Source organism: Acinetobacter sp. YH16052 (genome assembly GCF_013417155.1).
Lineage (GTDB): Bacteria > Pseudomonadota > Gammaproteobacteria > Pseudomonadales > Moraxellaceae > Acinetobacter.
The window spans coordinates 136,122-156,733 of sequence record NZ_VPEO01000001.1 but is presented as its reverse complement, the minus strand read 5'-3'; the positions used below and the strand labels follow the sequence as shown (position 1 = coordinate 156,733).

Here is a 20,612-nt window from a genome sequence, read left to right as displayed (position 1 = left end):
CAGGCTTTTTTTATTGGATTCAATTATTCTTTAGCTGACCTATCATTGGCTGAACCATTGATACAGCGCCATAGCACCCCACCCGATCGCGAAGACAAATACAATCAGGAATAAAGTACCTAAAATATCGGGGATATGAATCCAGATCCAGGCCACCACGGGATTGCGCCAGAATGCTGATTGCTGTTGTTTGCGTTCCAGACTTTCATGCAAAAATGGATGCAGCACATGTCGATCGCTATTAATCTGATATTCCTCGCGAATATGCAGGTGCACGACATCGAGCGCTTTGCGACTGGGCCGAATAAAAATATCAAAGACCGTGCCTGCCACCGGAATAAATCCTACTACCGCATCGATCGCCGCCATTTTCATCACCGGATTAAGTTTGGCACTCGGAACCCCGATCTGTTTGGCCTTATGAATGGCATAACAGGTCAATACAAAACCGGCAATATCTCCAGCAACCGGAATCGTACTCAAAGCTGCGTCTGCCCCCACCCCTTGCTTGGTAAACGGAATACGCACCACGGAGTCCATCATATTGGCAAACTTGGCCAGATCACGTTCCAGACGTATCACCTCTTGTTGGCTTAATTTTGGTTTTTGTCCAGACTCAGGCATAAGTTATTCCAGAAATAATGCTGATTTTCTTGAGCATAAAGTATTTTTTCTAGGCTGATGTATCAATCTGTGAATTAAAACAATAATTTGGAAGCAACGAATAAATACAGAATCACACCGGTAGCATCGCAGATAGAAGTCACTAACGGCGCCGAAGCACTGGCAGGATCAAGTTTGAGTTTATTTAAAATAAAAGGCAGACTCATGCCGATCAGGCAGCCCGTCAACACAATCCCGAGCATACTGATGGCCAGCACCACAGCTACCATAATATCTCCCCGAATATAACCCAGAATGGATACCGCAATCGCCATAGTGCCGCCTAAGCACAGCGCCACCAGAGATTCGCGACTGAGCAAATTAAACCAATCCTTAAATTCGACATCGCCTGTGGCCAAGGCACGCACCATCAAGGTGGCTGATTGCGAACCGGCATTCCCGCCACTGCCCACCAAAAGTGGCAAGAAAAATACCAACACGATATGTGCGGCAATGATCTCTTCAAAGTGTGCAATGCCGATTCCCGAGAGCAGACTGCCAAAAACCAGAATGACCAGCCAAAAGACCCGCTTCTGATACAGGGTCAAAATCGGGGCAGTTTTAAGGCTCAATTCAGTCAACGGTGTCACTGCACCCGACTTTAAAATATCTTCAGTGGTTTCGGCTTCGACAATGTCCATAGCATCGTCATAAGTAACAATTCCTAAGAGTTTTTGCTGTGCATCAACTACAGGCAGAGCAATAAAATCATAATAGGCCAAGGCTCGAGCTACAATTTCCTGATCATCTGTTACCTGAGCAGAAATGACGTCACGTTGCATCACCTCGGCAATGCTCAGCTCAGGTAAGGCCTGTATGATCTGCCTTAAGGAAATCACACCGATCAGCCGTTCTTCTGCATCGACAATATAAATCAAATACAGGGTTTCCTGCCCGGCGGCCACCACACGTAAAGCCTGTATCGCTTCATCCATGGTTAAATCGGGTGAGAGCGTCACAAAACTTGAGCTCATCATGGCACCCGCTGTACCTTCCGGATAGATGGCCAGATCTTTGAGTGTCTGCTGGGATTCTTCAGATAATGCGCTCATCAATTGCAGCTGTAGCGGCGGCGAAAACTGCTTATAAATATCGACAAAATCATCAGAGGGCATTGCGTCCAGAATGGGAACAAGTTCTGAAATGGATAAGTACTTTGTCACGTTTAACTGCTGCCCTAGGGGCATAAAGGCATAGACCAAGCTTGATTCATTCAGTTGCCTTAAAATTTGGGCCTGTTGCCGAGCATCTAAACGACTTAAAATGCGCGCCTGATCGGCGACATTCAGCTGACTGAGTAAGCCTACAGCGATGTCGTGATTTTCAGAATGTAATTGTTGTTGGATATGCTGGATTTTCTCTGAAATTGTCGGCATAAGCAGCTCATTATAAAAGTCTGGCATTCAAGAGATGTTTGTCCTGATCCCTGTATCCTAATTTTTCATGTGAATAATTTTAATGATCATGCTGCAATATGACGATATTTTTTGTATAAATCAATTCCTCGATATTTAGCCAGAAAAAAGCCTGCCTGAGTCAGGCTTGTTCACTTTCTAAAGATGGATGCTCTATCACCACTGATTTAGAAACCGTTTTTTTAACCATCAGACCACGGATCAATACATACATAAAGGGAATAAACAGCAGTACCAGGACAGTGGCAAATAGCACCCCACCAAAAACACTACTGCCAATCTCCTGCCGGCTGATTGCACTGACACCGGTGGCAAACATCAAAGGCAGTACGCCCGCTGCAAATGCAATGGAAGTCATGACAATAGGACGCAAGCGTAAGCCCGCAGCCATTATCGCGGCCTGAACCGGAGTATGACCTGCCCGCTCTGCTTGTGCAGCAAACTCTACAATCAAAATTGCATTTTTACAGGACAGACCGATAGTCGTCAGCAAGGCGATATGAAAGTAAATATCGTTCGCAAAACCAAACCAGACACAGAACAGAATACTTCCTCCCACGCCCAGAGGAATCGCGGTCAACACCACAGCAGGTATCGTCCAGCTTTCATAGAGTGCCGTTAAACATAAGAAAATAAAGGCAATCGAAATTAGATACAAGAAAATAGCTTGTCCACTGCTGCGTTTTTCTTCTAGGGCAGCTCCACTCCAGGCCAAATTTACTCCATCTTGTTCATCAACTAAAGCTTCGACATCTTGCATGGTTTGACTCGAAAATTGATCTTTGGGAATACCTGCATATACAGGCACGGCGTTATAGCCCATATAACGATTGATACTATTCGGTCCACCTTGCCAATTTAGCGTAGTGAATTGATTAAACGATAACATTTCGCCTGTGCTATTGCGGACATGCCAATGTGCCAAATCTTCAGGTTTAGAACGGAACTCCGCTTCGCCTTGCATGATGACTCGTTTGATTTGTCCACGATCAATAAAGTCATTGATATAGGTACCACTCCAAGCCGCAGCCAACGTACTGTTAAAACTTTGCTGAGGTACGGCATATTTGAGTAAACGTTCTATATCCAGTTTAATATTCAGCTCAGCACTATCTTTGGGTACATCAAGTTGTAAATATTCAATCGATGATTTTGCTTTGGCACGAGTTTCAATCTCAGAGAAGGATTGCTGTAAAAACTCGCTGCCCCGTGAATCTAAATCTTGTAACCAAAAGTCGACCACACGTCCATTACTAGACATAGAAGGCGCCATAAAGAAAATCTGGGCATTGGCATGATTGGCAAAGTGCTTTTGTGCACGATCTACAATAGCAAAGACGGTATCTTCAGGATTTTTACGCGCTGCCCAGTCCTTTAATACGACAAAGAGCTGACCACGATAAGGCCCAACCCCAACATTGTTTCCGCTATACCAAATCCCAATGCTTTGGATGCGCTCAGATTCATGCTGCATTAAATAGTCTTGGACTTCACGCCCGACTTTTTCTATCTCAGAACGTGGTGCATTGCCTGGCATCACAATTTGACCCATGACAAAGCCCATATCTTCCGTTGGCATCAGCCCTTCGGGCAAGGTTTTATAAAGCCAGCCAAAGCCTAAAACACATATACTAAATACAGCCAACATCGTCATTTTAAACTGCATGCTACGTGCAGAAAGCTTTTGGTAATGCATGGTGAGCTTATCCATGCCACGATTAAAACGCTGTGCCCATTTTGGTTGATGTGGTTGACGCTTTAGCAGTTGCGCTGCAAATGTAGGGGTGATGATAAGTGCCACCAATAAAGAAAGTAGCATTGCCACGACCAACGTAATGGAAAACTGACGATAGATGACCCCTGTCATACTGCCAAAAAATGCCATGGGAATAAATACAGCAGTTAAGACCAGAGTAATCCCGATCAATGCACCGCTAATTTCCTTCATTGACTTTAAAGCTGCCGCCTGAGCATCCAAATGTTCTTCATGCATCAAACGTTCAATGTTTTCCACGACCACAATGGCATCATCGACCAACAGGCCAATCGCCAAAATCAGGGCAAACAAGGTAAAACTGTTTAAGCTCATTCCCAGTACATACAGCACCGCAAATGTGGCTAAAACTACAATCGGAATCGTGACTGCAGGAATAATAGTGGCGCGCCAGTTTTGCAGGAAGATAAACATCACCAAGACTACCAGTACCATCGCTTCAACCAGAGTTTTCGCGACTTGTTCAATTGAACTGGTAATAAATGGGGTTTTGTCCATGGTCATACGCAATTGATAATGTGCAGGCAAATTGGCTTGGGCATTTTTCAATACCGTTTGCATCTGCTCTGAAACCGCAATGGCATTACTCCGTGGTGCCAATTGAATCGATAATGCAGCGGATAAATGACCGTTGGTATAATTTAAATGATTATAACTTTCTGCCCCTAATTCAACACGTGCGACATCTTTCAAGTACAGGACCGAACCTGAATCTGTTGTTTTCACAATAATTTTTTCAAATTCATGAATACTACTTAAACGTGATCCCGCACTAACCTTGGCATTCATGTATTGATCTTGTGCTGTTGGTAATCCACCAATAGAACCAGATACAAGAGGTGCATTTTGTGCCTCGACTGCATTGCGAATATCACTCGGCATCAGATTAAATTGGCGTAGTTTATGTGGATTGAGCCAAATGCGCATCGCATAGCCTGCGCCATAAAGCTCCACCTCACCCATCCCGTCAATACGGGAAAAACGCGGTTCAACATGCACCATTAAATAGTCAGCAAGCTCTGTAGGTGTCGCCTTCCCTGATTCATCATATAAACTCAGTAATGCAAATTGATCATAACCTTGTTTATAAACAGCCACTCCATTTTGCTGGGTTTCTTCAGGCAATCGACTTAGCACACCATTGACCGCATTTTGCACTTGCAACAGTGCCTGATCGAGATCTACTCCTTGCTCAAACGACAGTGTCAGATTTGCACGTCCCACGCTACTGTTGGACTGAAAGCTTTCCAAACCTTCAATGCCTTTCACCGCTTGTTCTAAAATTTGCGTGACCGATTGCTCAACGGTTTCCGCAGATGCACCACGATACCCCGCAGAAACCCCTAACGCAGGTGCATCCATATTCGGCATATGCTCAATCGGAATTTTTTGCAGTGCAAAAATTCCTAATACCATCATGATAATGGCGATGACGGCTGCAAATTTAGGTCGATAAATAAAAAAGTGTGACAACATGAATAAAAATCCCCATCAGATGCATTCTCACGACACATTCTTGTATGAATAGATGATTTTTATAGCAATTTTCACACCATGCTGAAAACGCAACCAGTCATTGGACGAGTTTTGGCGATAAAAAAATCCCCGTATAAACGGGGATTTTTCAGCTCTAGAGTTTTCCTTTATTTTAAGCACGCGATTTTTTGATGATGAGTCGACGAATTAAAACATACATAAATGGAATAAAAATCAGCACCAGCAATGTTCCAAAAATGACACCACCAAATACACTCACGCCAATTTCCTGACGACTCACCGCACCAGCGCCTGTAGCAAAGACCAGCGGTAAAATCCCTGCGCCAAAGGCCAAAGAAGTCATCAAAATTGGACGTAGACGTAAAGACGCACCTTCTAGTGCGGCTTCTACTACCGATTTACCTTGTTGCTGCGCTAATGAAGCAAATTCCACAATCAGAATGGCATTCTTACAGGACAGACCAATGGTAGTCAGCAAGGCAATCTGGAAATAGATATCATTCGGGAAACCAGCCAGATAACTGAAAATAATATTGCCGCCAATCCCGAGTGGAATAGCTGACATCACGGCGGTTGGAATGCTCCAGCTTTCATATAAAGCCGCCAGACAAAGAAAAATAAAACCAATTGAAATCAGATACAGCCAGATCGCCTGATTATTGGACTGTTTTTCCTCGAAAGAAAGACCGCTCCAGACCACATCCACCCCTTCCTGCTCGGCAATTAAAGCTTCCACATCTTGCATGGCCTGGCCGGAACTGCTGTCTTTGGCCCGATCGGCTTCCATTTGCAATGCGGTATACCCCATAAAGCGGTTGACCACTTCAGGACCACCACTCCAGCCCACTTGCGAGAAGTTACTGAAAGGCACCATCTGATTTTGGTCATTTCGTACATGCCACTGTGCCAGATCTTCCGGCTTAGAGCGGAATTCAGCATCACCCTGCATAATCACCCGTTTAATCCGACCACGATCAATAAAGTCATTGATATAACTGCCGCCCCAAGCACTGGATAAAGTACTGTTGATTGCCGATTGAGTCAGGCCGTTGGCCATGGCCTGTTTCTGATCAATATTGACACGTAGTTCTGCTTTGTCAGGATTAGAACGCTTGCCCAGATTTTCAAAGCTTGTATAGTTGCCCGCCCGAGCTTCCAGCGCTTTAAATTGCTGTTCCAGATATTGCCGGCCATTGCCATTGATATCTCGAATCCAGAAATCCAGACCATCGGTTTGTCCCAGACCATTGACTGAAGCTGGCATGGACACATTAATTTGTGCATTGCGATTACTCTGGAAATGCTTCAAAGCCCGTTCACGAATCGATTGTGCAGTATTGTCCTGACCGGAACGCTCATCCCAATGTTTCAACGCTACAAAACCGGTCGCGAGGTTCTGACCAGTTCCAGAGAAATTTCGCCCATAACGGATCATCACCAGATTGACATTAGCTTGTTCCTGATCCAGAAAATACTTACGGACTTCTTCACCGATCTGAATGGTATTTTTCATCGGAGCGCCTTCCTGCAATTTGATTTGCAAGCTTAAAATCCCCTGATCCTCACTTGGTAAAAAACTGGTTGGCAAAGCACGATAGAACAGCGCAAACACACCGATCAATCCGGCAAACAGCAGCAAACAGATCGCCTGACGCTGAATCGTGAGTTTAGACAAATTCAGATAACGATGTTTTAAATGATCCAGTTTCTGGTTAAACCAGGACGCCCATTTTGCCGGTTTAGGATTCGGTTTTAGAATAAGCGCGCACAATGCTGGGGTTAGAATCAATGCCACCATTAAGGACAGTGACATCGCCGCAACCAAAGTGATAGAAAATTGGCGGTAGATCACGCCAGTCGATCCACCAAAAAATGCCATCGGAATAAAGACTGCGGTCAAAACCAGAGTAATCCCGATCAGTGCTCCACTGATTTCCTGCATGGATTCCAGAGCAGCATCCTTGGCGGACAGTTGCTTTTCATGCATCAGCCGTTCAACGTTTTCCACCACAACAATCGCATCATCTACCAACAGGCCGATCGCCAGAACCAGCGCAAATAAGGTTAAAGTGTTGATACTCATCCCCAGTGCATACAGCACCGCCATCGTACCCAAAATCACCACTGGAACAGTCACGGTAGGAATCAAAGTGGCACGCCAATTCTGCAAGAAAATGAACATCACAATGATGACCAAAATCACGGCTTCGATCAGGGTTTTGACCACTTCTTTAATTGATTCTTGTACAAAAGGCGTATTGTCACGTGGGTAAGCAATTTTATAGCCTTCAGGCAATTGCTGGGAAATACGGGCAATTTCAGCCTTAATCAGATTAGAGGTGGCAATGGCATTGGCCCCTGAGGCCAGTGAAATACCCAGACCTGCTGATGGATAACCATTATTGGTACTATAAGACTGATAATTTTCAGCACCCAGTTCCACCCGCGCAATATCTTTCAAATAAATAAAGCTGCCGGCACGATCCGATTTGACAATAATATTCTGGAATTCTTCCACGGTTTTTAGCCGTGAACCTGAAGTAACTTTGGCATTCAGGTATTGCTCGTCTATGGCTGGAAGATCACCAATCGCACCTGCAGCGACCTGGGTATTCTGGGATTCTATTGCGGCACGCACATCACTTGGCATCAGGTTATATTGTTTTAATTTTGCCGGATTCAGCCAGATCCGCATCGCATATTGTGAACCAAAAACATCAACCTCACCAATGCCTTCAATCCGGGAAATGTCCTGTTCCAGATGGGTCATCAGATAGTCGGAAAGTTCAATATTGTTGCTGCGCCCCGACTCATCATACAGGCTAATCACCATATGAGTATCGCCAAGCGATTTAAAGACATTAACACCTTGGCGTTGCACATCTTCCGGTAATCGGTTGAGCACGCCATTAATCGCATTTTGTACCTGCACCTGTGCGGTATCTGGGTCGGTGCCATTTTCAAAACTAATGCTGACCCGGCTGCGTCCTGAAGAATCACTACTGGAACTGAAATACAGCAGATGATCAATGCCTTTGATTTGCTGTTCCAGCACTTGAGTCACGCTTTCTTCCACAGTTTCCGCAGAAGCGCCGCTATAAGTTGCTGCCACCGTTATCCTTGGCGGGGCAATGTCCGGATAACGTTCCACTGGCAGGTTCATTACTGCGAACAGGCCGATTGCCATGACAACAATCGCCAGTACCCCAGCAAAGATCGGGCGGTGGATAAAAAATTTAGACAGCATAAGTCCGGGTCACTTTTAATTAAATAGGGGTAAATTGATGCAGAACATAAGTATGCTATATCGAAATATTCAGTGACATAGCACTAGAATGCAAGAATTAAACACATAAAAGCTGCGATAAAAACCAATCATGGAGAAATTATGGATAATCCCTTTTGAGCACGTTCTTGAGATTGCTCTTCCCTATTTATTAATAGCATTTTTCCAAACAAAAAACCCTGCAGATGCAGGGTTTTTTGGTGAATCAATTAAGCGGATTAAGCGCTGAACTGGTTCATTGTGTTTTTAGAATCATCACCAGCTTTCAATGCATTGTCACCAGCGAAGATTTCTTTGTGGTCATCACCGATGTCAGAACCAGCCATTGCTTGGTGTTTAACACATGCGATACCGCCGCGGATTTCTTTACGTTGTACGCCAGCAACATAAGCCAACATACCTTCAGTACCGAAGTAACCTTGAGCAAGCTCATGAGTAGAAAGTGCAGCTGTGTGGTAAGTCGGAAGTGTGATCAAGTGATGGAACACACCCGCTTCACGAGCAGCGTCAGCTTGGAATGTACGAACTTTTTCGTCAGCTTCAGCAGCCAGTTCAGTTGCATCGTACTCAGCGCTCATTAACTTAGCACGGTCGTAAGCAGAAACGTCTTTACCTTCAGCAACCCAACGGTCATACGCTTGTTGACGGAAGTTTAAAGTCCAGTTGAACGAAGGCGAGTTGTTATAAACAAGTTTCGCATTTGGAACTGTTTCACGTACACGGTTAACCATGTGAGCGATTTCAGCAACGTTAGGCGTCGCAGTTTCGATCCAAAGCAAGTCAGCACCGTTTTGTAGGCTAGTTACACAGTCAAGTACAACGCGGTCGATTTGCGTGCCTTCACGGAACTGGTATAGACCAGAAGCAAGACGTTTAGGACGGTGAAGTTTACCATCACGCTTGATCAGGATTTCGTCTTCTTGAGCTTCTGAAATGTCGATTTCAGTTGTGTCTAAGTAGCTAATGTATTGAGAAGCGATGTCGCCTGGCTCTTTAACCACTGGGATTTTTTGAGTCAAGTCAGCGCCTTCAGAGTCAGTACGTGCAACAATAATACCGTCGTCAAGACCCATTTCCAGGAATGCATAGCGAAGAGCGTGGATTTTCGCGATGAAGTCTTCGTGTGGAACTGTTACTTTACCAGCTTGGTGACCACATTGTTTCGCGTCAGAAACCTGGTTTTCGATTTGTAGTGCACAAGCACCCGCTTCGATCATTTTCTTAGCAAGTAAGTAAGTCGCTTCTTCGTTACCGAAACCAGCATCGATATCCGCAATAATTGGCACAACGTGAGTTTGGAAGTTGTCGATTTGTGAAGTGATTTCAGCTGCTTTAGCAGTGTCACCCGCTTCTTGTGCTTTTTTAAGGGCACGGAACAAGTCGTTTAATTCTTTCGCGTCAGCTTGACGTAAGAAAGTGTAGATTTCTTCGATCAATGCAGGAACAGACGTTTTTTCGTGCATAGATTGGTCAGGAAGTGGACCGAATTCTGAACGAAGTGCTGCAACCATCCAACCAGAAAGGTAGATGTAGCGACGTTCAGTTGTACCGAAGTATTTTTTGTTCGCAATCATTTTTTGTTGCGCGATGAAACCGTGCCAACAACCTAGTGATTGAGTGTATTTGCTAGAGTCTGCATCATAAGCAGCCATATCACGACGCATAATTGCCGCTGTATATTTCGCAATGTCTAAACCAGTTTTGAAACGGTTTTGAAGTTGCATACGCGCAGCATCTTCAGGACTGATGTCTGCCCAAGTGTTACCGAATTTCGCTTTTAATTCGCGGATTGCATCAATCGCTGTTTGGTATGTAGTCATGATATATTCCTGTAATAATATTAGGATTTTTCTGCAACGAACCGCTCAAATCACACCCTCAATGACTTGTTCAGATTTTCGACGATCCGTTGGGATAGCTAAAGATTAGTGGGCTTATGAAAATTAATCCAATAGTCTGCAAGAATCTTCAGTATTTATTTAAAAAATGAGTAGATCAAAGTCTTAGTACAATCTTAATTAATTAAATTAAATCTCTGTTTTATATATATTTATTTAAAAATAAAAATGGATAAAATTTCCGCATGTTGCTTAAAAATAATTCATTAGACTTAAGTCTGGATATGGGTTTTATGTCCTTTTATTTTTAAAAAATGCTGATCTTTGATGATTTATTCAACTTAAGGAATTCTTGATTTAGTTTACTTTTCACTCAAATCTTGAATGCAAGAATAGCTTTTATGATTTTCTTTTAAAGCGAAAAGAGGGCTTTCATCCCAATCTATAAAAAAGGCTAAATGATGGTCCATTTAACGTGCATCTTTTCTCTTATGTACACTGTAAATAATAGAGTCTAAGCCTGTGTTAATTCTGTAAACTTTATTAGTGAGCACATGGCTTTTTTTCATCGGCGCTTTACACAAGGCCTGGCAATTATGGCATAATCATCATAATTTCTTGTATTTATTCTCGGTATTTCTTTTATGAATCTGGAGCGGGTTGATCTCAATCTATTAATTTATCTTGATGTACTTCTTCGCGAAAAAAATGTCACACGTGCAGCAGAACAATTGGGTGTTACCCAGCCTGCCATGAGTAACATTTTGCGCCGATTACGCAATTTATTTAATGATCCCCTCCTGATCCGTTCTTCTGAAGGCATGACCCCAACCGAACGTGCTTTAGAATTACAACCACGTATTCGGGATGCCCTGGCTGACTTGTCGATGATTCTGGAACCACGTACCGAGTTCCGTCCTTATACCTCAAATCGTGTCTTCCGGATCATGACTTCGGATTATGCGGAAGCCACACTGGTTCCACGTCTGGTCAAAGCCCTACGTTCAGAAGCTCCAAATGTTGTTCTCGACTTCTTAACACCAAGTGATGTGTCGTATCGTGACATGGAACAAGGCAAGGTCGATCTGGCAATCAACCGTTTTAATGAAATCCCACAAAGTTTTCATCAGGTATTGGTCTGGCGTGACAGCTTTTCTTGTCTTTTAAATAACAAGCATCCTGCCGCAAGCAATTTAAACCTTAAAAGTTACCTGGATGCACAGCATATCTGGGTGTCTAAAACCGGTATGGGGGTTGGCTTCGGGGTCAATCCTGAAAAACAGGCTGGTTTAGGCTGGATTGATCAGGCTTTAGAGCGGATTGGCCAGAAACGTAAAATTTCGGTCTTTACCCGTCATTACCAGATGCCGGGTTTATTGGCTTCCAATGTCGACTTGGTCGCAACACTTCCTTCACGCATCGCACGCCTGCAAGCCAAGAATCACAATTTAATTCTCAAAGATCCGCCGTTTTATATCCCAGAATTTGAATTAAAAATGGCATGGTGCCCTTTATTGCATCATCATCCGGCGCATCGCTGGTTACGTCAGCTGATTTTATATGTCGCCCGCCAGATGATTGAAGAAGAAAACCGTGAATTCCTGAGCAATAATTCTCAATTTTCACATTATTAAACTCAAAATCTTCTAAATTCTTATTTTTTAAGATTATACTTCGAAGACTTGAGATGTCATTGTTACACCTCAAGTCTTTTTTTGTGTTAAAAATATCCCAAGATACTATTCATCCACAGGTGGATTTGTGAGCCTCTTACAAAATATCGTGATTATCTTAATACTCATCACGGGGGCCGGTTTTTTATCTTTAACTGAAATCGCCCTCGCTGGTGCCCGTAAAGTCAAACTCAAAATTCTGGCTGAGTCGGGTGATCATCGCGCTCAAAAAGTTTTAGATCTACAAGAAAATTCTGCAGACTTCTTTGCAGCCTCCCAAATTGGTTTAAATGCAGTTGCCATTCTTGGTGGTATTTTAGGTGAAGGTGCCTTCCGTCCTTATATTTATAATTTTGTTTCCCGCTTTTACCAAGGACCTTGGGCTGACAATATCAGCTTTGCGCTTTCCTTTACGGTCGTCACTTCATTATTTATTTTATTTGCAGACCTGATGCCGAAACGTCTGGCCATGATTGCGCCAGAAAAGATCGCAGTCTCAGTCATCGAGCCAATTCAGATTTTCATTAAAGTCTGCAAACCTTTGGCTTGGTTTATCAATGCGATTGCCAACATGCTGTTCCGTCTGTTTAAAGTAAATACTATTCGTGATGACAATATTACTTTTGATGATATTTCTGCAGTGATGGATGCCGGTGCACAGGCAGGCGTGCTCCAGAAACAGGAACACCATTTCATTGAAAACGTATTCGAGCTGGAAGAACGTAACGTGCCTTCGAGTATGACCACACGTGAAAATGTGGTGTTCTTCACCTTGAATGAACCGGAAGAAAGTATTCGGCAAAAGCTGGCAGAATATCCCTACTCCAAGTTTCTGGTATGTAGCAATGACATTGACAGTGTGATTGGCTATGTCGATGCTAAAGACATTCTGGTGCGTATTCTGAACAACCAGTCGCTGCTGCAGCTCAATGAAAATACCATCCGTAATGTGTTGACCATTCCTGACACTTTGACCTTATCGGAAGTTCTGGACCGTTTCCGCTCTACCAAGGAAAAGTTTGCCGTCGTCATTAATGAATATGCGCTGGTAGTCGGAGTGATTACCCTATCCGATATTATGATTACCGTGATGGGTGACTGGGTGACGCCTATTGAAGCCGATCAGCAAATTATTAAACGTGACAATAATTCCTGGTTGATTGAAGGCAGTACACCGATTGAAGATATTAAGCATGCGCTTGAAATTGATGAAATGCCTGATGATGAAAATTATGAAACCATCGCTGGCTTCATGATGTATAAATTACGCAAGATTCCACGTCCTGCAGATGCAGTGATATTTGGTGCTTATAAGTTTGAAGTGGTTGACGTCGATCATTTTAAAATTGACCAGTTACTGGTGACCCGCCTAATCGAAACCAATTCAGTTATTCAAGAAGAATCAGATTAATCTGGTTCTTCTTTTTAGCCCTCTATTCAAAAAATTATTCTAATAAAAAAATCCATAAGGTGAGTGATGAATATTTCTGCATTATTGGCATGTCTGTTTTTTTATTCAGCCCTGTATTTGTTTTACTTCTTCTTTGCCAAACAACAGAATCCCCTGCTTTTACTCGCAGCCATCATTCTGATGGTTTTAACAGTTTTCATTATTCCCTACCCGCATGAACGTCGCCGTCAAGGTTTCGACTCGACCTTGAGATTTGGAGAGTATTTTTATTGGCCATTAATCACGTGGTGGCGTTTATTTATTCTGCCCATCAGCTGGCTGATTGCACTGATATATCGTGATTAAAAAAGCACCTTTGGGTGCTTTTTTTAGATCTAGTTATAGCTTAGATTTTTGCTAATAAAGCCTCAAGAACGGCTTGATAGTGAATCTGGATATCATCTTCTAAAATTTTATAAGCATTATCGAATTGCACCATTGGCCAGCCCTCTTTCCAGAACGGAAAAATATTGTGCAGGTCATGGGTGACAATGGCATCTTCACGCACAATTGCTTGGGCAATTTGTGACAGTACCTGTGCAGTTTCAGCACCATCAATCGCCATATAATCGATACCGCGCGCTTTTAAAATACGGATTCGGTCTTTTTTATAACGGATTTTTTTGATTTGTGCTGCATTCAGCCCCAAAGCCAAAGATACCGCTTCGACAAACTTGTCTTCAAATGACTGATTCAATGCTACTAAGGCTGCTTTATGCGCTTCCTGACGACCAGCTTTACCACCCTGACGAATTGCTGCTTGCGCCTCAGTATTTAGCTCATCCTTTTTCATACTTTGCAGGATGTCTAAAATTTCGATGTCGCTTAACGCCTGAGGAGATTGATCAGTCATAAACTGTCCTTAAAAAAATAAATCTTGAATCGGCTATTTTCGCATAATTCGTGGCTAAAAAACTAAAATCTTCATGATTAAAACAGCGCTGCGACCTGAAACTGCATTTCTTCTGTGATTTTGCGCAAAATCGACTATAGTGCTTCATCTATATATTAAATTAATCTCTGGATGATACCCACTACGCAAGTGACTTTGTTGCTGCAGCAACTTAAGCGCCAATATCCGACTGCATTTAAAGGAAATTACCTGTTTTACAGTCAGATTAAAATCCGTGGAATCTGGGATAAAGCCAAGCTCTTAATTCCTTGGGTCTTGGCCGCCATGATTTTTGTTCCCATCAGTTTGATGTTAGGAGATCTGGTACAGCAATCTTTTGTGCAAATCAGCGAATTTCAGGCGCAAAGTTATGCCATTTTGGCCATTCTACTGTTCCTGATGTTGAGTCTCACCTTGATTCTGCACCAGATTCAGCATTCTTCTTATTCACTGTATCAGTTATTACGGCATACTCCGATCAAGATGGCTATTGTGATTCTATTGCAAGCCTTAAATCTGGTCTTTATACAAAGCAGTTTGCTGATGTGGAGCTTATTCTTCTTTGGCGTGAGCTTTGGTTTTGTGCGCTTTTATCGGGAAAATTTATTCAAGGAAAATAGTAAAAATACTGAGCACTATCAGCTACAACAATTACGTAAAATCTGTTTTTGGGCTTATAAACAAACCTGCCTGATCCGACTAAAATTACGTTTTTATTCAAGCCATGATCCTCGGTATGCCGAACTAAAACAGCAATTAAATCACTATGCCGGGCTATATACACGGCTGCTGAAATATGAGCATCAATATTGTAAAACGATCAAGCATCTAGATGTCGACAGCTATCTGGATGAAAATTCATAGTTCTCTCTATCCTTTTTCATTGTCCGTCTTAAAGATCTGCAAATATTAACTTTTAAAAACGCTGATTTGCTGGTTTTTAGAATAGAAGCCACGGAATTGCTTGAAAAGAAAGCAATCATTTCTGAATTTGCTTGCCAAGCTTTATTTCGTCCTCTATTATTGCGCACATGCCCGAGTGGTGAAATCGGTAGACACAGGGGATTTAAAATCCCCCGCCCACAAAGCGTGCCAGTTCGAGTCTGGCCTCGGGCACCATTTTAATATTTATTAAAATGGTGCAATAAAAAATCCAGCATTAGGCTGGTTTTTTTGTGCCTGAATTTTATTCTTTTAGCGCGAAATCCCCATGTCAGAATTAAAACACTTTGATCTCGCTATATTACAATTACGTCATCCAGACGCTTTTTTCCTTAAGCTGCGTTATAGCCGCTTTAAATTTAATGCCTTGCAAAATATCCAGTTTGTTATCGCGATTAATTTACTGTCCCTTCTGGTCTGTGTAGCGTGTAGTCTCAGCTCCGTATTTCTGGAATATTATTTTTTCAAGAATGCCACGATTGCCTTTAATGTCACCTTAATTGTGCTGATGGCACTGCTTTATCCTTATATCTGGCATGCACAATATCAGGCGCAATTTAGTTCCAAAGCCTATAGTCAGCGTTTGCAAAACTGTCTCTATCTGCAAATTCCAATTTTTCTGAGCTTATTGCTCAACCTTTATCTGATTCATTCGGATGTACTGGTCATCATTAGTATGATCATTTTAGCGATTTCTTCCTTTGGGGTGGTCATCCTGGAACCTTTATTTAAAAGTTCCTGTAGTGCGATTGACCAGATCAGGTTGCAGAAACTCCGACAACTGGCTTTTTGGGCTTATCAACAATCCAAATCAAAAACACCACAACAAATTCAAGGTCAATCGAATCTGCAGGCTTATTACCAAAACCTTTATCAGCAATGCATGAATGAAGAGCAACAATTACTCGGCTCAATTCGCTTTAATAGCTTTAAAGATTATTTGAACAGACAATAAAAAAACCTGCATCTGCAGGGTTTTCTTAAATCACCATTCACGATTGGTAATCAGTTCTTCCATTTCAATCTCGAACAGGCCGTGCTCTTGCACCACCATCATCATGGCTTCGGCAATATAATCCGCGGCAGTATCATCCAGAGACGAATCCAGATCTTCGAACTGAGGTTTCATGATATTGATATCAGCCACAGTCAGATTGGCAAGCTGGTAAATTTCTTGATCTGACAAACCTGATTTAGCGACTTTTTGGGCAAAACGTTCGATGTGCTGCTTGATTTCAGCAACCAGAATATCGGGATAATACTCATCATCGAACATGGGGAGAAGTAAATCTGCAAACATTACAGGCACTCTAAAGGATGACTATCTAATCTAAGCGTGCCTATATAGCATATTGTTGCTTAAAAGCCAAACAACATTGCCAATGTAGGGATTTCCCAGCCTCGATTTTTAAACCATTTGCATAGCTTGCCAGACTTTAATCGCATCGGCTGTGACTTTAACATCATGTGCCCGTACCATACATGCACCCTGCTGAATACTCAACAAATGCGCTGTTGCTGAACCCACTGCACGCTCTTGTGGTTCTGCCCCATCCAAAACTGCTCCGATAAAGCGTTTACGTGATAAAGCAGACAAAATCGGATAGCCCATTTCTGTCAATTTATAAAACTCTTGCAACAGCTTTAAATTTTGCTGGGCATTTTTAGCGAAACCAAAACCTGGATCAATCATGATATTTTCCGCTTTTACTCCAACATCTAAAGCATCCTGAACACGTTGGGATAACTCGCGTATCACATCTTTAGTGACATCCTCATATTGATCCAGATTGTTCATGGTGGTCGGCTCACCGCGCATATGCATGATGATCACTGGAATATTGAGTTCTGCTGCGGTCTGCAATGCATTCGGCCGAGTCAAAGCACGGACATCATTCCAGATATGTGCTCCGGCCCGAACCGCTGCGCGTATGACTTCAGGTTGCGACGTATCAATCGAGAGAATGACCTTATGTTTAGCCAGTTCTTCCACCACAGGCACTACGCGGCGAATTTCTTCTTCCACTTCTACCACTGCGGCACCTGGACGGGTCGATTCACCGCCAATATCAATTACGGTTGCACCTTCGGCCATCATTTCCAGTGCGCGGGCAACTGCATCTTCTTTGTGATTATGCCGACCACCATCACTAAAAGAGTCTGGGGTGACATTGAGAATCCCCATCACATGCGGCTGGGATAAGTCCAATTTTAAATCACCAAATGTCCATACATGTGGTAACAAAGGCATCAGCTGCATGATTCAATACTCACTCAAAATAACCCCGATATTGTCTTATGGATCGCTGAATAAAGCAAAGTGGAATAAGGCTAGGACCTAGATTTCGAAGTAATTGTTTTGGGAATATTGCATCAGTTTAGTTTGTAATAATGCTTTCACATCTGCCCATTCACTTTCTAAAATACTATAGATATAGCTATCTCGAATAGTCTGTCCATCTTTACGTAGCATATGACACCTGATAATGCCATCTCGTTTGGCACCTAATGCCTCAATCGCTTTTTGGCTGGGAAGATTCAAATGATCAGTTCGAAAGCCGACCACCTGAGCATTTAAATTTTCAAAAGCATGTCTTAACAAAAGATATTTACAAACGCGATTTACATAAGCTCTGTGATAGCGCTTGGCATACCAGGTATAACCAATTTCAAAACGTGGAATTTCCGCTTTAATATCATGATAACTGGCGGTTCCAATTGCTTGGCCGGAGTTTAAATCAATTACGGCAAAAACCATTCTTTCACCTTGAGCCTGTTGTTCGAAAGCTTGAGAAAAATATTTTTTTAAGTTATGCAGATAAGGCACCGAATTATATAAAATCTTACCTAAATTTTCTTCAGCGCATGCAACCACTAAATCAGAACGTGGAATTTCCGCTTTAATATCATGATAACTGGCGGTTCCAATTGCTTGGCCGGAGTTTAAATCAATTACGGCAAAAACCATTCTTTCACCTTGAGCCTGTTGTTCGAAAGCTTGAGAAAAATATTTTTTTAAGTTATGCAGATAAGGCACCGAATTATATAAAATCTTACCTAAATTTTCTTCAGCGCATGCAACCACTAAATCAGAAAAATGTTCCCAGCTCAACGGTTCAAGACGAAGCTGGTAAACACTGGATTCCAGAACAGGCATATTCATTTTTGTTTTTCTTATTCATTTTTAATCGCTCAATATAACACTCAAAAAGATATGACAAAAATGACAAGCATAAAAAAACCACCCGAAGGTGGTTTTTTTATTGAGCTTAGTTCGCTGGCAATGGCGGAGGAGTCAACGGACCATCATCTGGCGTTACATCAATCACAGGATTATCTGCAACATAGACTTTTGGTGGCTGAGGCTCACGACCTTCCATGATGTCACGGATTTGATCACGATCAATGGTTTCCCATTCCATCAAGGCTTTCACCATCGCATGGGCAATATCTTTTTTGCTTTCCAAGATATCGCGTGCGATTTTATATTGCTCATCTAGAATTCGACGAATTTCACGATCGACTTCTAGTTGTGTGGTTTCCGAAATACTGCGGCTACCAATACTGCCCATGAAAGATTGCTGTGCATCTTCTTCATAGACCATGACACCGAGTTTGTCCGACATACCATATTTGGTCACCATCGCACGTGCCATTTTGGTTGCACGTTCGAAGTCATTTGAAGCGCCGGTCGACATCTGGTTAATGAAGACTTCTTCAGCAATACGGCCACCAAACAAAATCGAAAGTTCATTCAACATTTTGTCTTTGTAATGGCTGGTCTGGTCAAATTCAGGCAGCTGCCAGGTAACACCTAAAGCCCAGCCACGTGGCATGATTGTCACCTTATGCACAGGATCTGTACCTGGCAAGCTTTCAGCAACAATCGCATGCCCTGCTTCATGATAAGCCGTCGCACGACGCTCTTCATCACGAAGTACCATCGATTTACGCTCAGGACCCATATACAGCTTGTCTTTTGCATCTTCAAAGTCATGCATATCGACGGTGTTCTTGTTACGGCGTGCAGCAAACAGAGCAGCTTCATTCACCAAGTTTGCCAATTGCGCACCCGAGAAGCCCGGTGTACCACGTGCAAGAACCTTAACATCCACACCTGTTACTGAAGGCAATTTTTTCAAATGTACATTCAGGATTTGTTCACGACCTTTGATGTCTGGCAAACCAACCACAACTTGACGGTCAAAACGGCCTGGACGAAGAAGTGCTTTATCCAGTACATCTGCACGGTTGGTTGCAGCAATCACGATAATGCCTTCATTGCCCTCAAAGCCGTCCATTTCAACGAGCATCTGGTTCAGTGTCTGTTCACGTTCATCGTGACCACCACCAGTACCTGAACCACGATGACGACCGACTGCATCAATCTCATCAATAAAGATGATACATGGTGCATGACGTTTCGCCTGTTCGAACATGTCACGAACACGGGATGCACCAACACCGACAAACATCTCAACGAAGTCAGAACCTGAAATACTAAAGAATGGAACTTTCGCTTCACCGGCAATGGCTTTGGCAAGTAAGGTTTTACCCGTACCTGGAGGACCGACCATTAACACACCGCGTGGAATACTCGCACCCAGACGTTTAAATTTGGTTGGATCTTTCAGGAAATCTACGATTTCAACGACTTCTTGCTTGGCTTCGTCACAACCAGCAACATCAGTGAAAGTGACTTTAATCTGGTCTTCAGACAGCATTTTGGCTTTAGATTTACCAAAACTCATTGGGCCGTTTTTACCACCTGCACCGCCACCCATGTTGCGCATAAAGAACATGAATAACAAAATGATTAAAAGTACAGGGAAACTTGCAATAAGCAACTGCATGAGCAAGCCTTGACGTTGTGGTGCTTCACCTTCAACCACAACATTATTTTTAATCAGGCTTGGCATCAGTTCAGGATCCTGAACTGCCGGACGGATACTTTCAAACTCTGAACCGTTCGATTTTTCGCCACGGATTCTTTCGCCGTCAATCACAACTTGTTTAATTTGGCCAGCATTGACCGCGGCAACAAACTCTGAGTAGTTCATTGTAGTCGGTTGATTGCGGTCACTGACGTTGCTGAAGATTAACACCAGCACACCCAGTATCACGAGCCACAATACGGCATTCTTAAAAAGATCGCTCAAAGCTTTATTCCCATTCCAATCTA

14 protein-coding genes, 1 tRNA gene and 2 pseudogenes are annotated in these 20,612 nt (G+C 42.8%); 6 read left to right on the top strand and 11 right to left on the bottom strand.

Annotation, left to right across the window (positions count from 1 at the left end; genetic code table 11):
* Positions 1–42: 42 nt before the first annotated feature.
* The 5 genes from FTV42_RS00745 to FTV42_RS00725 form a co-directional block, all read right to left on the bottom strand.
* A complete protein-coding gene (locus FTV42_RS00745) occupies positions 43–624 on the bottom strand; it encodes a DUF4112 domain-containing protein (RefSeq protein WP_180037119.1) in 582 nt (193 codons plus the stop codon).
* 74 nt (positions 625–698) lie between these two features.
* Complete coding sequence (mgtE, locus tag FTV42_RS00740) at positions 699–2,039, bottom strand: magnesium transporter (protein WP_004731854.1); 1,341 nt, start codon at positions 2,037–2,039, stop codon at positions 699–701.
* A 160-nt stretch (positions 2,040–2,199) separates the two neighbouring features.
* Positions 2,200–5,328: an efflux RND transporter permease subunit gene (locus FTV42_RS00735; protein WP_180037118.1), complete on the bottom strand. Its 3,129-nt coding sequence runs from the start codon at positions 5,326–5,328 to the stop codon at positions 2,200–2,202.
* 172 nt (positions 5,329–5,500) lie between these two features.
* A complete protein-coding gene (locus tag FTV42_RS00730; protein WP_180037117.1) occupies positions 5,501–8,596 on the bottom strand; it encodes a multidrug efflux RND transporter permease subunit in 3,096 nt (1,031 codons plus the stop codon).
* A 257-nt stretch (positions 8,597–8,853) separates the two neighbouring features.
* Positions 8,854–10,455 carry an isocitrate lyase gene (locus FTV42_RS00725; RefSeq protein WP_004280550.1) on the bottom strand — a complete coding sequence of 534 codons (1,602 nt, stop codon included), beginning with the start codon at positions 10,453–10,455 and terminating at the stop codon, positions 8,854–8,856.
* 662 nt (positions 10,456–11,117) lie between these two features.
* On the opposite strand from FTV42_RS00725, the gene FTV42_RS00720 reads away from it, so the two are divergent.
* The 3 genes from FTV42_RS00720 to FTV42_RS00710 all read left to right on the top strand — a co-directional run bounded on the left by FTV42_RS00720 (position 11,118) and on the right by FTV42_RS00710 (position 13,902).
* Complete coding sequence (locus tag FTV42_RS00720) at positions 11,118–12,107, top strand: LysR family transcriptional regulator (RefSeq protein WP_005103940.1); 990 nt, start codon at positions 11,118–11,120, stop codon at positions 12,105–12,107.
* A gap of 127 nt (positions 12,108–12,234) precedes the next feature.
* Positions 12,235–13,557 (top strand): hemolysin family protein, encoded by a 1,323-nt coding sequence (locus FTV42_RS00715; RefSeq protein WP_004280552.1) that lies wholly within the window; start codon positions 12,235–12,237, stop codon positions 13,555–13,557.
* Positions 13,558–13,623: 66 nt separating this feature from the next.
* Positions 13,624–13,902 carry a hypothetical protein gene (locus FTV42_RS00710; protein ID WP_004645748.1) on the top strand — a complete coding sequence of 93 codons (279 nt, stop codon included), beginning with the start codon at positions 13,624–13,626 and terminating at the stop codon, positions 13,900–13,902.
* A 40-nt stretch (positions 13,903–13,942) separates the two neighbouring features.
* Here the strand turns inward: FTV42_RS00710 and FTV42_RS00705 are convergent, their stop codons facing one another.
* Positions 13,943–14,449: a hypothetical protein gene (locus FTV42_RS00705; RefSeq protein ID WP_004280554.1), complete on the bottom strand. Its 507-nt coding sequence runs from the start codon at positions 14,447–14,449 to the stop codon at positions 13,943–13,945.
* Between the two features lie 171 nt (positions 14,450–14,620).
* Here FTV42_RS00705 and FTV42_RS00700 point away from each other — a divergent pair, with 171 nt between their 5' ends.
* The 3 genes from FTV42_RS00700 (at position 14,621) to FTV42_RS00690 (ending at position 16,385) form a co-directional block, all read left to right on the top strand.
* The gene (locus FTV42_RS00700) at positions 14,621–15,352 is read left to right on the top strand and encodes a hypothetical protein (RefSeq protein WP_218946825.1); all 732 of its coding nucleotides are present in this window, start codon (positions 14,621–14,623) and stop codon (positions 15,350–15,352) included.
* A 169-nt stretch (positions 15,353–15,521) separates the two neighbouring features.
* Positions 15,522–15,607 (top strand) — tRNA-Leu (locus FTV42_RS00695).
* 91 nt (positions 15,608–15,698) lie between these two features.
* Positions 15,699–16,385, top strand: a complete 687-nt coding sequence (locus FTV42_RS00690; protein ID WP_180037116.1) for a hypothetical protein — start codon at positions 15,699–15,701, stop codon at positions 16,383–16,385.
* A 30-nt stretch (positions 16,386–16,415) separates the two neighbouring features.
* Here the strand turns inward: FTV42_RS00690 and FTV42_RS00685 are convergent, their stop codons facing one another.
* From FTV42_RS00685 to ftsH, 5 genes and pseudogenes are all read right to left on the bottom strand, one after another.
* On the bottom strand, positions 16,416–16,730 hold the full coding sequence (locus FTV42_RS00685; RefSeq protein ID WP_004280560.1) for a DUF5713 family protein: 315 nt from the start codon (positions 16,728–16,730) through the stop codon (positions 16,416–16,418).
* Between the two features lie 108 nt (positions 16,731–16,838).
* Positions 16,839–17,690: a dihydropteroate synthase gene (folP, locus tag FTV42_RS00680; RefSeq protein ID WP_180037115.1), complete on the bottom strand. Its 852-nt coding sequence runs from the start codon at positions 17,688–17,690 to the stop codon at positions 16,839–16,841.
* Between the two features lie 78 nt (positions 17,691–17,768).
* Positions 17,769–18,314 (bottom strand): annotated as a pseudogene (locus FTV42_RS00675) (GNAT family N-acetyltransferase); the annotation flags it as partial.
* A gap of 210 nt (positions 18,315–18,524) precedes the next feature.
* Positions 18,525–18,593 (bottom strand): annotated as a pseudogene (locus FTV42_RS17805) (GNAT family N-acetyltransferase); the annotation flags it as partial.
* 106 nt (positions 18,594–18,699) lie between these two features.
* Positions 18,700–20,589, bottom strand: coding sequence for an ATP-dependent zinc metalloprotease FtsH (gene ftsH / locus FTV42_RS00670; protein WP_004280565.1), 1,890 nt, complete (start codon positions 20,587–20,589; stop codon positions 18,700–18,702).
* Positions 20,590–20,612: the final 23 nt, after the last annotated feature.